Source organism: Serratia plymuthica NBRC 102599 (genome assembly GCF_001590925.1).
Classification (GTDB): Bacteria; Pseudomonadota; Gammaproteobacteria; order Enterobacterales; family Enterobacteriaceae; genus Serratia; species Serratia plymuthica.
In genome coordinates, this window is record NZ_BCTU01000005.1 from 43,114 (window position 1) to 57,201 (window position 14,088).

Here is a 14,088-nt window from a genome sequence, read left to right on the forward strand (position 1 = left end):
GGTCAAATATTAGGGGGTTAGCGCCAGAAGGGGAAGCATTGCATAAGCACTATGACAGGAAAACCGCGGCTGCATCTGCCCGTCACCCACAGGTGATGGCAAAAGCAGCCGCTGTAAAATTAATTAAGGGCGTGGGCCATTGCCGTTCGGCGGATAGGGTTCGCCATTGCCGTGACCGCGGCTATTATCATTGCCGCGGCCCTGATCGTTACCACGACCATTGTCACGGCCGCCATTGTCATGACGGTTGCCGTTATCATGATTATCGCGTTCGCCACGGAACGGATTGCCGTCGCGATCCGGGCCACGGTGCTCATAACCACGCGGTGGCTTCGGTTGCCAGCGGCCTCCATCCCAGTACATGCCATGGTTATTCCGCTCGCCCATACCGCGGCCCTGATGAGCGTGCCACCACTGCGGCGGACGCCAGTCGTAACCATCCCAATAATAGCCCCGGCGGTCCTGATCGCCCAGATGTACCGAAACGCCCGGCACGTTGATATCAATAGAGACATCCGCCTGCGCAGCCACCGGCAGCAGCAACGGTAAACAAACCAGCAACAGGAACTTTTTCATTTTATGTTCTCACTTTATTTTCTCGCTTGAGTGGTTATATCAGCGCATTTATTTAGCGCCTATCTCACCAATGCCTATTTTCAGATCGTTTTCATCTCTCTTACGAAATCCATACACTCCGGCCCTGCCGTTTAATTAATATAATTGCTGACAACCTTTAACGAATAACTGACGTACGTATCGCCACCAGGCTATTTATAATTAAACCAACAACCACCGGAGAGACATTATTATGATTAAGCGCATTGGAATGCTATTGACCGTTGCCGTACTGGCTTCAGCGCTCAGCGCCTGCTGCTTCGGCCCGCACGGCGGCGGGCACCGTGGCGGCGGGCCGGGTCACTACTATAATCATTATTAACCGTCAGGGGTCTCGGCCCCTTTTTTTATTCAAAAAACAATTAATAACAAATAGCCATAAGAATAATCCGCAACGATAATATTATTTTAGCTTGAACGAGAGGGATTAATATCACCACCTGAAAAATCTCGTGGCGGTATAAGTTAAGAATAAACCTAATTTAACTCGGAAAAAGAAAAAGGCCGCAAAGCGGCCTTTTTGGTTTCATGCGACTTACTCTTTCGGGCTGGCGTTCTCTACCCGACTTTTCAGCTTTTGTCCCGGACGGAAAGTGACCACGCGGCGCGCCGTAATCGGAATGTCCTCGCCGGTCTTCGGGTTACGCCCAGGACGTTGGTTCTTGTCACGCAAATCAAAATTGCCAAAACCTGACAGTTTAACCTGCTCACCGTTCTCGAGAGCACGACGCACCTCTTCGAAAAACAGTTCTACCAGGTCTTTGGCATCCCGTTTGCTAAGCCCAAGCTTTTCAAACAGGTGTTCTGACATTTCAGCTTTAGTAAGCGCCATAGGTTCAATCCCTCAAGGATGCTTGGAATCGCTGTTTTAGAGCCTCTACACATCTTGCAACGGTAGCGGCTATCTCCTCTTCTTCCAGTGTACGAGCGGTATCCTGCAATACCAGACTGATAGCCAGGCTCTTATCACCCTCCGCTACGCCCTTGCCACGGTACACATCAAACAAGTTTACGCCAACTACCTGATTTGCGCCAACTTTCTTACACTCTGCCAAAATATCTTCTGCGGCGACATTTTCAGCCACCACAACGGCGATATCGCGGCGGTTTGCCGGGAAGCGAGAAATCTCCCGCGCCTGAGGCACGGCGCGGCTTGCGACCTTGTTCCACTCCAGTTCGAACACCACTGTACGGCCGTTAAGATCCAGTTTACGTTCAAGTTCCGGATGCACCACACCGATGAAACCTACGCGTTCACCCTGTAAATAAATCGCCGCGCTTTGCCCAGGATGCAATGCCGGATTGGCCTCGGCTTTGAACTGAATTTCGGATAATTTACCGGTCAGCTCGAGTACCGACTCCAGATCGCCTTTTAAATCATAGAAGTCGACCGGCTTACGCGCCAGATCCCAGTGTTCTTCATGCGTATGGCCCGCAATCACCCCTGCCAGCATGACATCCTGACGGATGCCCAGATTTGCCGCAGTATCAGGCACAAAGCGCAACCCGCTTTCAAACAGGCGCAGGCGGCTTTGCTGGCGATTCTGGTTATACACCACCGCAGACAGCAGGCCGGTCCACAATGACAGACGCATCGCCGACATCTCTACCGAGATTGGGCTTGGCAGGATCAACGCCTCTTCGCCCGGGTGCAGCAAGGCCTGCACTTTAGGATCAACGAAGCTGTAGGTGATCGCTTCCTGAAAACCGTGATCGACCAGCAGAGTTTTCACGCGTTTCAGCGTCAGATCGGCTTCGCGGTGCTTGGTCATGACCAGATCGGCACGTACCGGCACGTCAGGAATATTGTTGTAGCCATAAACGCGCGCGACTTCTTCAACCAGGTCTTCTTCGATTTCCATATCGAAACGCCAGCTCGGCGCCACCGCCAGCCAGTTATCGCCCTGCTCGGTCACCTGACAACCCAGACGACGCAGAATATCGCTCACCTGCTCGCTTGGTACCACATGACCAATCAAACGATCCAGCTTTTCACGGCGCAACGTAATAGTGGCGCGCTTCGGCAGTTCGCTTTCGGTGGTAACATCAATAACCGGGCCCGCCTGGCCGCCGCAGATATCAATCAGCAGGCGGGTAGCGCGCTCCATCGCCTTGTACTGCAGCGCAGGGTCAACGCCACGCTCATAACGATGTGACGCGTCGGTGTGCAGGCCCTGACGACGCGCGCGGCCGGTAATCGACAGCGGGCTAAAGAAGGCGCACTCCAGCAGCACGTCCTGGGTCTCGTCATTCACCCCTGAATGTTCGCCACCAAAGATGCCGCCCATCGCCAGCGCTTTTTGGTGATCGGCAATCACCAGGGTATCTGCATTCAGTTTGGCTTCGTTGCCGTCCAGCAGAGTCAGGGTTTCCCCTTCTTCGGCCATACGCACCACGATACCGCCTTCAATGCGGCTCAGGTCGAAGGCGTGCATTGGCTGACCCAGTTCCAGCAGCACGTAGTTGGTAACGTCAACCACCGCGTCAATGGAACGGATACCGCAACGACGCAGTTTCTCACGCATCCACAACGGGCTGGCGGCCTTGACGTTGATGCCTTTGACTACGCGACCGAGGTAACGCGGGCACGCCTGCGGTGCGTCAACGCGGATCGGCAACGTATCATTGATCGTGGCGGCAACCGGGCTCATGTCCGGTTCGGTGAGCACCACCTGATTCAGCACGCCAACATCACGCGCTATGCCGATGATGCCCAGACAGTCGGCGCGGTTAGGCGTCACGCTGATTTCGATCGTGTTGTCGTTCAGCTTCAGGTATTCACGGATGTCGGTGCCAATCGGCGCATCTTCCGGCAGCTCGATAATACCGTCGTGATCGTCGGAAATGCCCAATTCGGAGAACGAGCAGAGCATGCCTTCAGAAGGCTCGCCGCGTAATTTGGCGGCTTTGATTTTGAAATCGCCCGGCAGCACTGCGCCCACGGTGGCAACGGCCACCTTCAGGCCAGTCCGGCAGTTCGGCGCGCCGCAGACGATATCCAACAGGCGGTCGCCGCCCACGTTAACCTTGGTCACCCGCAGTTTGTCCGCATTGGGATGCTGACCGCATTCCACCACGTGGCCAACCACCACGCCGTTGAAGACGCCGGCTATCGGCTCCACGCCGTCCACTTCCAGGCCGGCCATGGTGATTTGATCGGATAATGCTTCGCTGCTGATGGCCGGGTTTACCCACTCGCGCAACCAGAGTTCACTGAATTTCATGTGATATTCCCGCCTTACTTAAACTGTTTGAGGAAACGCAGATCGTTTTCGAAGAACGCGCGCAGGTCGGTGACGCCATAACGCAACATCGTCAGACGCTCCATGCCCATGCCGAAAGCAAAGCCGGAATAGATTTCCGGGTCGATGCCCACGTTGCGCAGAACGTTCGGATGCACCATGCCGCAGCCCAGAACTTCCAGCCATTTGCCGTTTTTGCCCATGACGTCCACTTCAGCGGACGGTTCGGTAAACGGGAAGTACGACGGACGGAAACGAACCTGCAAATCCTCTTCAAAGAAGTTATTCAGGAAATCATGCAGCGTGCCCTTCAGGTTGGTGAAGCTGATGTCTTTGTCGACAATCAGGCCTTCCATCTGATGGAACATCGGGGTGTGCGTTTGGTCGTAATCGTTACGGTAAACGCGACCTGGCGCAATAATGCGAATTGGCGGCTGCTGGTTCTTCATGGTACGGATCTGCACGCCGGAAGTCTGAGTGCGCAGCAGGCGCGTGGCATCGAACCAGAAGGTGTCGTGATCGGCGCGCGCCGGGTGGTGCCCCGGAATGTTCAGCGCGTCGAAGTTATGATAATCGTCTTCAATTTCCGGCCCGGTCTCGACTGAAAAGCCCAGTTCGCCAAAGAAGGCTTCGATACGATCGATGGTGCGGGTCACTGGATGCAGCCCGCCGTTTTCCATACGACGGCCTGGCAGGGAAACATCAATAGTCTCTGCAGCCAGACGCTCGTTCAGCGCAGCGGATTCCAGCGTGTTTTTACGCGCGTTCAGCGCATCCTGCACCGCCTGTTTTGCCTGGTTGATCACCGCCCCGGCCGCCGGGCGTTCTTCCGCCGGCACGTCACGCAGCGATTGCATCTGCAAGGTAAAATGGCCTTTCTTGCCTAAATATTCGACGCGTACCAAATCCAACGCGGCAACATCCTGGGCATCTTCTACGGCTGCTTTAGCATTGGCAACCAGCTCTGCGAGATGTGGCATTGCTTTCCTCTTCCTCTGGCCGGTATGGCCCTAAGTAATGACTGATAATTGTATGTTATCTGGCCTATGTCATACCCACAGGATTTCAAGCTACAGCCAGGCGGCAAGTGGGTGAATCCCCGGGAGCTTAGATAACTAAGTGACTGGGGTGAACACACGCGGCCAACGCCGCTGTAGTTTGAAAGACAAAGGGTATGGCCAAAAACAAAAAAGCCTCCACAGGGGAGGCTTAGGCGCTACTTTTCGTTTCTTTTCTTACGCGCAAAGCCTCCTGAGATCAGGCGCTAAAGTAAAAAAAGAAACGAAAAATAACAACGTGCATGATTGCTTAACCTTGTCGATTGATTGCCCACCAGTGATATAGCGGCGGTCAATAAAAGTCAATATTCGTACTGAAAAACAAAGATAAAAGAGGGAGCAAGCTCCCTCTTTTACTGACTTACGCCAGTGCTGCTTTCGCTTTCTCAACCAGTGCGCCGAAGGCCACTTTGTCGAAGACTGCGATGTCAGCCAGGATCTTACGGTCAATTTCAATAGAGGCTTTTTTCAGGCCGTTAATGAATTTGCTGTAAGACAGGCCGTTCACACGAGCTGCTGCGTTGATACGTGCAATCCACAGCTGACGGAACTGACGCTTACGTTGACGACGGTCACGGTAAGCATACTGACCTGCTTTGATTACTGCCTGGAAGGCAACACGATAAACGCGCGAACGGGCACCGTAGTAACCTTTCGCTTGTTTTAAAATTTTCTTGTGACGTGCGCGTGCAATTACACCACGTTTTACGCGAGCCATATGCTCTCTCCTAAAGTCTTATTCTGGATTCAAAAAAAATGGCTTATGCGTACGGAAGGCACGCAACAACCAGGACCATATCGTTTTTAGACACCATGCCTTTCGGACGCAGGTGACGTTTACGCTTGGTTGCTTTTTTGGTCAGAATATGACGCAGGTTAGCATGCTTGCGCTTAAAACCACCGCTGCCGGTTTTTTTGAAGCGTTTGGCTGCACCACGTACAGTTTTAATCTTTGGCATTTTAATTAAATCCACTTCGCATTGTTAAACAACGATCAGTAAGGCGAATAAAACCCACACAACGCAAGCGCTGCGCGGGTTCGATTACTTGGAAGCCTTTACTGTCTCTTTTTCGGTGCGAGCACCATGATCATCTGACGGCCTTCGATCCTCGTAGGGAAGGATTCGACAATGGCCAAATCAGAATCTTCACACAGGTCTTTACGGACGCGATTAAGCACTTCCATACCGATCTGTTGGTGCGCCATCTCACGTCCGCGGAAACGCAGGGTGATTTTGGCTTTATCGCCATCTTCCAGAAAGCGAATCAGGTTGCGTAGTTTGACCTGATAGTCGCCATCATCGGTACCAGGACGGAATTTGATTTCCTTGACCTGAATGACTTTTTGCTTCTTCTTCTGTTCTTTGGTCGACTTGCTCTTCTCGTAGAGGAATTTGCCGTAATCCATGATTCGGCAAACTGGCGGTTCGGCATTTGGGCTGATTTCTACTAAATCAACGCCCGCTTCCTCAGCTTTTTCAAGAGCTTCATTCAGACTGACAATACCAATCTGCTCGCCATCGACGCCGGTTAGGCGAACTTCTTGCGCGCGAATTTCTCTGTTAATGCGATTAGGACGCGCCGGTTGAACTCGTTTTCCGCCTTTAATACTTTATTCCTCCAGTTGATGAAGACTACGGCTGCGAATCTCTTTCAGCAGCTTGTCTACGACTTCGTTTACGTCGAGGCTTCCCAGGTCTTTGCCACGGCGGGTACGAACGGCAACTTTGCCTGATTCGACCTCTTTATCACCGCACACCAACATGTAAGGAACCCGACGTAAAGTATGTTCGCGAATTTTAAAGCCAATCTTCTCATTTCTCAAGTCCGCTTTAACACGAATCCCTGCCTCTTGCAGTTTTTTGGTCAATTGCTGGACATAATCAGACTGGCTATCGGTGATATTCATCACCACCACCTGCACCGGAGCAATCCAGGTTGGGTAAAACCCTGCGTACTCTTCGGTAAGGATACCGATGAAACGCTCCATGGAGCCCAAAATAGCACGGTGAATCATTACCGGTACCACGCGATCGTTGTTTTCGCCAACATACGACGCGCCTAAACGGCCCGGTAAGAAGAAATCGAGCTGCACGGTACCACATTGCCATGCACGATCCAAACAATCATGCAGAGTAAATTCAATTTTTGGTCCGTAGAAGGCGCCCTCACCCGGCTGATATTCAAACGGAATCCCGTTTTCGGTCAGCGCCGCAGCCAGATCCTCTTCCGCACGAGTCCACATATCGTCAGTGCCGATGCGCTTCTCAGGGCGGGTGGAGAGTTTAACTGCGATCTTTTCGAAGCCAAAGGTGCCGTAAACATCATAGACCATTCTGATGCATTCGTTCACTTCGGCGCGCACCTGCTCTTCGGTACAGAAGATATGGGCGTCATCCTGAGTGAAACCACGCACGCGCATCAGGCCATGCAGAGAACCCGAAGGCTCGTTGCGGTGGCAACTGCCGAACTCGCCCATGCGCAGTGGCAAATCACGGTAAGACTTCAGGCCCTGGTTGAAGATCTGCACGTGTCCCGGGCAGTTCATCGGCTTGATGCAGTACTCGCGGTTTTCCGACGAAGTCGTGAACATGGCGTCTTTATAGTTTTCCCAGTGGCCGGTTTTTTCCCACAGCACACGGTCCATCATAAATGGCCCTTTCACTTCCTGATACTGGTACTCTTTGAGCTTCATGCGCACAAAGGCTTCCAGCTCGCGGAAAATCGTCCAGCCGTCGTTGTGCCAGAACACCATACCCGGCGCTTCTTCCTGCATATGATACAGGTCGAGTTGCTTGCCGATCTTGCGGTGGTCACGCTTGGCGGCTTCTTCCAGACGCTGCAGGTAGGCATTCAGCTGTTTCTTGTCTGCCCAGGCAGTGCCGTAGATACGCTGCAGCATTTTGTTCTTGCTGTCGCCACGCCAGTAGGCGCCCGAGGTTTTCTGCAGTTTGAAGTGATGGCAGAAACGCATGTTCGGCACGTGCGGACCGCGGCACATGTCGACATATTCTTCATGGTGATACAGGCCAGGACGGTCGTCATGGCTGATGTTCTCATCCAGAATCGCCACTTTGTAGTTTTCACCACGCGCGGCAAAGGTGTCGCGGGCTTCTTGCCAGCTGACCTTTTTCTTGATGACGTCATAATCTTTATCGGCCAACTCATGCATCCGCTTTTCCAGCAGATCCAGGTCTTCCTGCGTCAGGGTGCGGTCAATATCAACGTCATAGTAGAAACCGTTGTCGATCACCGGGCCGATGGCCATTTTGGTGTCCGGCCACAGCTGCTTGATAGCATGGCCCAACAGGTGCGCGCAGGAGTGGCGCATGATTTCCAGGCCTTCGGCGTCCTTGATGGTGATAATCGCCAGTTGCGCATCGGATTCGATCAGATCGCCGGCATCCACCAGTTCACCGTTTACACGGCCGGCAATACAGGCTTTGGCCAAACCAGGGCCGATATCAAGGGCAACATCCAGGGGGGAAACGGCGCGGTCGAAATGACGCTGACTTCCGTCAGGAAGAGTAATAACAGGCATTAATGATTCCTTATCTACAGTGGTGACCCACACGACAGATCACATGAAGAAATACAATATCGTTTAACTACATGTTGTTATGAACGCTATTCAGCTTCACTCTGCCAAATATGTACCCTCATAAGCACACAATTTACGGTGTGCCATGGTGCGACGCCATAACGGAACGGGCAGTGTAACACTATGATTAGCGCGCCATCTACCGGAGAGTTTGTCAGGCTCGCCCTCACTTACCGGCCGGCGTATTTTAAAATCTTGGTGAGCGGTTCATCCGCAATGAGCAAGTAATAACATTGCACAAATCAGCTGTAGCGAACCTTGTCCGCTACCGCTATCCTGTTGCCACTAACGGCTGAATTGAGACATTCCCCCGCATCATGAACCGGTTATTTAAGTTACTCGTCGGCGTCTGCGTGGTGCTGGTGGCGAGTTTCACTCTGCTTCACCTCGGCACCGATCGCCACCCACGAGCCATTGCGGTCAACGAACCGCCGATGGAGTGCGAAGATACCCCGGACATTGCCAACGACTGTGTGAACGACGACGACGCCTCCGCCGACGCGGCACCTGAATTGACGCCACCCGATACGCGGGGCTGATCGGGGGCCCCTACACTGCCAACATGGTGTATTTTCACATGATATCCCCCTCTCGCCATTGCCCGTGATCTCCCGGCAGGCTACTCTACTATTTTGCGCCGTATTACGGCGTTAACTGAAAACAGGGGTCTGCTTTATGTCGAGTATCATGCAGTTATTCCAGGCCATCGGATTGGGTCTGGTGCTGCTACTGCCGCTTGCCAACCCGCTTACCACCGTGGCGTTGTTGCTTGGCCTGTCGGGCAATATGACACGTGAAGAGCGCAATCAGCAGTCGCTGATGGCGTCGATCTACGTGTTCCTCATCATGACGGTAGCGTTCTACGCCGGTCAGTTGGTCATGAACACCTTCGGCATCTCCATTCCCGGCCTGCGCATCGCCGGCGGGCTGATTGTGGCGTTTATCGGTTTTCGCATGCTTTTTCCGCAGCAAAGTGCAGAAGATGCGCCGGAGGTGGAAACCAAGTCAAACGAGTTGCGCAAGAGAACCTCGGCCAACATCGCCTTTGTGCCACTGGCCATGCCTAGCACCGCCGGCCCGGGGACGATTGCCATGATCATCAGTTCGGGATCAAGCATTAAAGCTAATGTACTGGGATTTGAGCACTGGGTGCTGTTGGTGGCGCCGGTGGCAATTTTCCTGTCGGTGGCGGTAATACTCTGGGGTTGCCTGAGAAGCTCCGGTGCCATTATGCGTTTGGTGGGCAAGAGCGGGATTGAGGCGATCTCACGCCTGATGGGGTTCTTGTTGGTGTGTATGGGCGTGCAGTTCATTATCAACGGCGTGCTGGAGATTATCTCCACCTACACGCCTGCGGCCTGATAAAACGGGCGCGAATCGGTGAAACGCGCCCGCTATGTTTACTTCCCTACCGGTGCCTGAGCACCCAGAATCCCCTTTCCTTCCGGCACTTCGGTAAAGCGGCTGAGGATCTCGCTGTAGGTTTTCGCCGGATCCAACTCTGTGAACTGATTCGGGTAGATAAACTTCGCCAGATACTCCAACCCAACGATGTTGTACGGGTGATTATAGAAGTTGTGGTAAATGCCGTAGAAACGGCCCTCTTTCACCGCCGAGAGTTGGGCGAAACCCGGACGCTGTTTCATGCGGTTGAAAGCCTCGTCAACCTGCTGCTGGGTAACGCCATAGCCAAAGGGCACCGCGGCATTGGTTTTGCTGGCCCACTGGGAGCCTGAAACGATATAAGCATCCGGCTTCATGCTGATCACTTTTTCAAGCGAGACGTCGCCGGTGGCACCGGGCAGCAGTTCGGAACCCAGGTTGCGGGCGCCCACGGCCTCGACCATCGCCCCCCAGCCGACGTGCGAATGCGTGAAGCAGCAAGATTCAAGCCCGTTCAAACCGGCTTTCGCTTCGATAAACACCAGCGGCTTTGGCTCCACCGTTTTGGTTTTATCGAGGATGCTCTGATAATGCTGCTGGTAGAAATCGGTGTATTGCTTCGCTTCGCTCTCGCGGTTCAGGGTCTCCCCCAACAGTTGGATACTTTTCGGGGTGTTTTCCACCGGCTTCAGCATGGTGTCAATAAACAGCACCGGAATGTTCAACGCTTTCAGCTTGTCCAGTACGCCGGTCTGGCTCAACGACGGTTTGGAACGCAACTGCGCCACCATCAGATCGGGGTGTTTCGCTATCACGCTTTCCAGATTGATCTCGCCCTTGTCGCTGAAGCCCATATCGATAATGTTCTTCGCCTCAGGCCATTTGCTCTGCAGGATTTTCCAGGTTTCACCGTCGCTTTTCTTCAGCAGGTTGTTCCACGCCACCAGCCGGGTGAAGGGATCGGCGCGATCAAGCAAAGCCAGCGTCAAAATATCGCGCCCGTCCTGCACCACAACGCGTTTCGGCTCTTGTTTAATCGTCACGTTTGCGCCGGAAGTGTCGGTCAGGGTCAACGGATAGGTGGTCGCCATCGCCTGAGCAGATAAAACGCAGGCGCAGGCCAATGCCAGCAGGGTGATTCGACGATGCACGTAAAGCTCCTTAGCGTAGAAAAATTCTCGGTAAATAATAATGAGAATGGCTTCTATTATCAAAGACAACGCTAAGCAGATGACGGTTTAATTGAAAATGGATGTGAATCAGAAGGAAGCGTGGCGCGCCGGTTTCGGCGCGCCACAGAGGTTAAACCAGGCCGTAAATCAGCGCAGAAAGCGCAATCAGGCCCATCACCAGCACGAAGACGTTGCTCGGCGCACGGTAGCGGTGCATCGCGGGCACCGCACGCACCGCGTACATCGGCAAAATAAACAGGATTACCGCAATCAACGGGCCGCTAATGGTTTCGATAATATGCAACGCGCTAGGATTCCAGACCGTGGCCGCCCAGGTGAGCAGGAACAGCAGCACGGCGGAGAGGCGATGCGTGATGCGCGAACTTAACGGCTTACCGACCGCTCGCGTCAAACCGTCAATCAGGCTGGTCGCCCCTTCGGTAACGCCAAGCGAAGTGCCGAGGTAGGACTTGGACATCGCCAGTATCGCCATCACCGGGCCAAGATAGGCAATCAACGGGTTGGAGAATTTGTTCGCCAGCGTGGTCAGCACGGTGATGTTCTGATCCTTCGCCTGCTGCATGTCCGCATGAGACAAGCTCAGCACGCAACTGAAAACAAAGAACAGCACGGTGACGCAGATCAGCACGTAGCTATAACGCATGATGCGTGCGCAGCGGCGTTCGGCCTTGTCGCCATACAGGCTTTTTTGGGTAGAAGCGAAGGACGAAATAATCGGCGCATGGCTGAAGGAAAACACCATCACAGGTACCGCCAGCCACAACGAATGCCACAAATCCGGGCTGCTGAACTGGGTGTTGGCCAGGCCGCTGACAAAGTTCGCCGTCTGCCAGGTCGGCATCAGGTACAACGAAATGCCCATCAGGAACACCAGTAACGGGAACACCAGCATGCCCATCGCCGCGACAATCGCGTCTTTACCGCGCAACAGCACCAGATTCAGCACCACCACCACCGCCAGGCTCAACCAGATACGCGGCAGCGGCGTCAGGTGAAACTGATGGATCAAGAAGCTGTCCAGGGCGTTGGTAATCGAAATGCTGTACACCAGCACGATCGGGAAAAACGCCATCAGGTACAACACCATGATGATTTTACCCGCCAGCACGCCAAAGTGTTCGACCACCACATCATGAATATTGCCGTCGCGGCTGGAACCGGAAAGCACAAAGCGGCTCAGTGCGCGATGCGGTAAATAGGTCAGAGGAAAAGCAAACAGTGCCATCAACAACAGCACCAAAGGGCCGTTCAAACCGGCATTGATCGGCAGGAACAGCGTACCTGCGCCGACAGCGGTGGCATAGAGGCCAAACATCCACACCGTATCGGTTTTGTTCCATTTGGCCGCTTGGGTAGCAGCCTGCGTACCTGAATCGGGAGAAATCGTACTCATAGGAAAGCTCACCTTACTCTTCAGCGACAACGATTGCGCTCAATGGGATATCCTTCTCCGCGAATTTTTTAACATTAATCAAGGGATTAATGCAGTATTTCATTCTTGTGCTTGATAAAAGGATGGCAAAGGATAATTAAAAACGCTGCTCGGGTCTATCTCTTGGCGGCTAACTGCGCGCTTCATGAGCGATTTTCAATGCGGGAATGGATGGCGAGAGGCAAAAAACAGGGGCCTCTGGAGGCCCCTGGCGGTTTACTTGTTGGCGTCCGGATGATCCGGCACTTCGGCGCTACCCATCTCTTTCTCATTGCGGATCATCGTGCGGTCTTTACGCACGTCGGCCACGTCCGAGGCATCGATTGGCTTGGCGCTGTTACCCCAACTGGAACGGATAAAGTTAACCACATCCGCCACCTGCTGGTCATTCAGGCGCCAGCCGAACGGCGGCATGGTGAGGTTGGACACCGCCCCTTTCACCGCCGGCGTGGTATTGCCGGTCAGTACGATGTGGATCAGCGAGGTCGCATCGTCGGTTTGCACCACCGGGTTGCCCTTCAGTGCCGGGAAGGCGCGTTTGTAACCCACACCGTCGGTACGGTGACAGGCCGCGCAGTTATCGACGTACAACGCCGCGCCTGGCTTGCTGTCGTTACCGCGCCACAGATCCTTGGCAACGCTATCCTCGACCGGAGCCGCCTGCTGCTTGCCATCTTTTGGCGGCAGCGTTTTCAGGTAGCGCGAGATCGCCGTCAAGTCTTCATCGCTGAGATACTGCAGGCTGTGTTCAACCACGTCGCTCATGCCGCCGAACACGATGGATTTGTCGTTGCGACCGGTTTTCAGGAACTCGGTCAGTTCGGCTTCGCTCCAGGTCCCCAATCCGTCCTTAGTGTCTCCGCGCAGGCTCGAGGCTACCCAACCGTCGATCGGCGCGTTGCTGCCGGACAGATAGTTGTCGCCGTCGTTATTGCTCAGCGATTTTTCCTGCATGGTGATACTGCGCGGCGTGTGGCAGGCGCCGCAGTGCCCCAACCCTTCCACCAGATAACGACCGCGTTCGACCACCGGATCGGCTTTGGCGTCAGCGACAAAATCCGCCGGCGTCGGCGCAAACATACCGCGCCAAATACTCAACGGCCAGCGCATGGACAGCGGCCAAGGGATATCGGAATCCTTATTAGCCTGCTCCACCGGCTGCACGCCGTGCATGAAATAGGCGTACATGGCGCGCATGTCGTCCTCTTTCACCAGCGCGAACGACGGATAAGGCATCGCCGGGTACAGAGTGCTGCCGTTTTTGGCTACGCCCTTGCGCACCGCGTTATCGAAGTCTTCAAAGCTGTAATCACCGATACCGGTCTTTTTATCCGGCGAGATATTGGTGGAGTAAATGGTGCCGATCGGCGTTTCCATCGCCAAACCACCGGCAAACTCTTTACCGCTTTTACCGTTGGTGTGGCAGGCCACGCAGTCACCGGCGCGCGCGAGGTACTCGCCGCGTTTGATCAACTCGCTGCTGACCGTGGCGTCCTGCGCCCAAACGGAAAAACTCAATGCACTGAGAATCAGCGCGGGAACAAATGCTTTCATCGATCGCCGT

Annotated in this window: 15 protein-coding genes and 1 other annotated feature; of the genes, 3 read left to right on the top strand and 12 right to left on the bottom strand. The window is 54.1% G+C overall.

The window, feature by feature from the left end:
- Window positions 1-123 precede the first annotated feature (123 nt).
- A complete protein-coding gene (locus SPL01S_RS03650) occupies window positions 124-576 on the bottom strand; it encodes a DUF2502 domain-containing protein (RefSeq protein WP_063197634.1) in 453 nt (150 codons plus the stop codon).
- Window positions 577-808: 232 nt separating this feature from the next.
- Here SPL01S_RS03650 and SPL01S_RS25635 point away from each other — a divergent pair, with 232 nt between their 5' ends.
- The gene (locus SPL01S_RS25635; RefSeq protein ID WP_013812635.1) at window positions 809-937 is read left to right on the top strand and encodes a hypothetical protein; all 129 of its coding nucleotides are present in this window, start codon (window positions 809-811) and stop codon (window positions 935-937) included.
- A gap of 213 nt (window positions 938-1,150) precedes the next feature.
- On the opposite strand, the gene ihfA is transcribed toward SPL01S_RS25635, so the two are convergent.
- The 8 genes from ihfA to thrS form a co-directional block, all read right to left on the bottom strand.
- The gene (gene ihfA, locus SPL01S_RS03655; RefSeq protein ID WP_004943604.1) at window positions 1,151-1,447 is read right to left on the bottom strand and encodes an integration host factor subunit alpha; all 297 of its coding nucleotides are present in this window, start codon (window positions 1,445-1,447) and stop codon (window positions 1,151-1,153) included.
- A 4-nt stretch (window positions 1,448-1,451) separates the two neighbouring features.
- The gene (gene pheT, locus SPL01S_RS03660) at window positions 1,452-3,839 is read right to left on the bottom strand and encodes a phenylalanine--tRNA ligase subunit beta (RefSeq protein ID WP_063197636.1); all 2,388 of its coding nucleotides are present in this window, start codon (window positions 3,837-3,839) and stop codon (window positions 1,452-1,454) included.
- A gap of 14 nt (window positions 3,840-3,853) precedes the next feature.
- Window positions 3,854-4,837, bottom strand: a complete 984-nt coding sequence (gene pheS / locus SPL01S_RS03665) for a phenylalanine--tRNA ligase subunit alpha (RefSeq protein ID WP_004943598.1) — start codon at window positions 4,835-4,837, stop codon at window positions 3,854-3,856.
- A gap of 203 nt (window positions 4,838-5,040) precedes the next feature.
- Window positions 5,041-5,163, bottom strand: a sequence feature (Phe leader region).
- Window positions 5,115-5,159 (bottom strand): pheST operon leader peptide PheM, encoded by a 45-nt coding sequence (gene pheM / locus SPL01S_RS25825; protein ID WP_120978403.1) that lies wholly within the window; start codon window positions 5,157-5,159, stop codon window positions 5,115-5,117. It overlaps the preceding feature by 45 nt.
- Before the next feature lie 113 nt (window positions 5,164-5,276).
- The gene (gene rplT / locus SPL01S_RS03670) at window positions 5,277-5,633 is read right to left on the bottom strand and encodes a 50S ribosomal protein L20 (protein WP_004943595.1); all 357 of its coding nucleotides are present in this window, start codon (window positions 5,631-5,633) and stop codon (window positions 5,277-5,279) included.
- A 43-nt stretch (window positions 5,634-5,676) separates the two neighbouring features.
- Complete coding sequence (gene rpmI, locus SPL01S_RS03675) at window positions 5,677-5,874, bottom strand: 50S ribosomal protein L35 (protein ID WP_004943591.1); 198 nt, start codon at window positions 5,872-5,874, stop codon at window positions 5,677-5,679.
- Window positions 5,875-5,972: 98 nt separating this feature from the next.
- On the bottom strand, window positions 5,973-6,524 hold the full coding sequence (gene infC, locus SPL01S_RS24355; protein WP_013812633.1) for a translation initiation factor IF-3: 552 nt from the start codon (window positions 6,522-6,524) through the stop codon (window positions 5,973-5,975).
- 3 nt (window positions 6,525-6,527) lie between these two features.
- Window positions 6,528-8,456 (bottom strand): threonine--tRNA ligase, encoded by a 1,929-nt coding sequence (gene thrS / locus SPL01S_RS03685; RefSeq protein ID WP_006324903.1) that lies wholly within the window; start codon window positions 8,454-8,456, stop codon window positions 6,528-6,530.
- A gap of 377 nt (window positions 8,457-8,833) precedes the next feature.
- Here thrS and SPL01S_RS03690 point away from each other — a divergent pair, with 377 nt between their 5' ends.
- Together SPL01S_RS03690 and SPL01S_RS03695 are read left to right on the top strand one after the other, a co-directional pair.
- On the top strand, window positions 8,834-9,055 hold the full coding sequence (locus SPL01S_RS03690) for a hypothetical protein (RefSeq protein WP_062870624.1): 222 nt from the start codon (window positions 8,834-8,836) through the stop codon (window positions 9,053-9,055).
- Between the two features lie 136 nt (window positions 9,056-9,191).
- Window positions 9,192-9,878, top strand: coding sequence for a MarC family NAAT transporter (locus tag SPL01S_RS03695; protein WP_063197638.1), 687 nt, complete (start codon window positions 9,192-9,194; stop codon window positions 9,876-9,878).
- A gap of 38 nt (window positions 9,879-9,916) precedes the next feature.
- Here SPL01S_RS03695 and SPL01S_RS03700 read toward each other — a convergent pair whose 3' ends face one another.
- The 3 genes from SPL01S_RS03700 to SPL01S_RS03710 all read right to left on the bottom strand — a co-directional run bounded on the left by SPL01S_RS03700 (window position 9,917) and on the right by SPL01S_RS03710 (window position 14,078).
- Entirely contained in the window at window positions 9,917-11,050 is a 1,134-nt protein-coding gene (locus tag SPL01S_RS03700; protein ID WP_063197640.1) for an ABC transporter substrate-binding protein, read from the bottom strand.
- 151 nt (window positions 11,051-11,201) lie between these two features.
- Window positions 11,202-12,485, bottom strand: a complete 1,284-nt coding sequence (locus tag SPL01S_RS03705; protein WP_063197642.1) for an SLC5/6 family protein — start codon at window positions 12,483-12,485, stop codon at window positions 11,202-11,204.
- Window positions 12,486-12,740: 255 nt separating this feature from the next.
- Window positions 12,741-14,078 (bottom strand): c-type cytochrome, encoded by a 1,338-nt coding sequence (locus tag SPL01S_RS03710; RefSeq protein ID WP_063197644.1) that lies wholly within the window; start codon window positions 14,076-14,078, stop codon window positions 12,741-12,743.
- Between the last annotated feature and the right edge of the window lie 10 nt (window positions 14,079-14,088).

Excerpts from the sequence above, each read along its gene's own strand:
- SPL01S_RS03650 (WP_063197634.1), bottom strand. The coding sequence starts at position 576 with ATGAAAAAGTTCCTGTTGCTGGTTTGTTTACCGTTGCTGCTGCCGGTG.
- ihfA (WP_004943604.1), bottom strand. The coding sequence starts at position 1,447 with ATGGCGCTTACTAAAGCTGAAATGTCAGAACACCTGTTTGAAAAGCTT.
- SPL01S_RS03695 (WP_063197638.1), top strand. The coding sequence starts at position 9,192 with ATGTCGAGTATCATGCAGTTATTCCAGGCCATCGGATTGGGTCTGGTG.
- rpmI (WP_004943591.1), bottom strand. The coding sequence starts at position 5,874 with ATGCCAAAGATTAAAACTGTACGTGGTGCAGCCAAACGCTTCAAAAAA.
- pheT (WP_063197636.1), bottom strand. The coding sequence starts at position 3,839 with ATGAAATTCAGTGAACTCTGGTTGCGCGAGTGGGTAAACCCGGCCATC.
- SPL01S_RS25635 (WP_013812635.1), top strand. The coding sequence starts at position 809 with ATGATTAAGCGCATTGGAATGCTATTGACCGTTGCCGTACTGGCTTCA.
- SPL01S_RS03705 (WP_063197642.1), bottom strand. The coding sequence starts at position 12,485 with ATGAGTACGATTTCTCCCGATTCAGGTACGCAGGCTGCTACCCAAGCG.
- pheS (WP_004943598.1), bottom strand. The coding sequence starts at position 4,837 with ATGCCACATCTCGCAGAGCTGGTTGCCAATGCTAAAGCAGCCGTAGAA.
- rplT (WP_004943595.1), bottom strand. The coding sequence starts at position 5,633 with ATGGCTCGCGTAAAACGTGGTGTAATTGCACGCGCACGTCACAAGAAA.
- thrS (WP_006324903.1), bottom strand. The coding sequence starts at position 8,456 with ATGCCTGTTATTACTCTTCCTGACGGAAGTCAGCGTCATTTCGACCGC.
- SPL01S_RS03690 (WP_062870624.1), top strand. The coding sequence starts at position 8,834 with ATGAACCGGTTATTTAAGTTACTCGTCGGCGTCTGCGTGGTGCTGGTG.
- SPL01S_RS03710 (WP_063197644.1), bottom strand. The coding sequence starts at position 14,078 with ATGAAAGCATTTGTTCCCGCGCTGATTCTCAGTGCATTGAGTTTTTCC.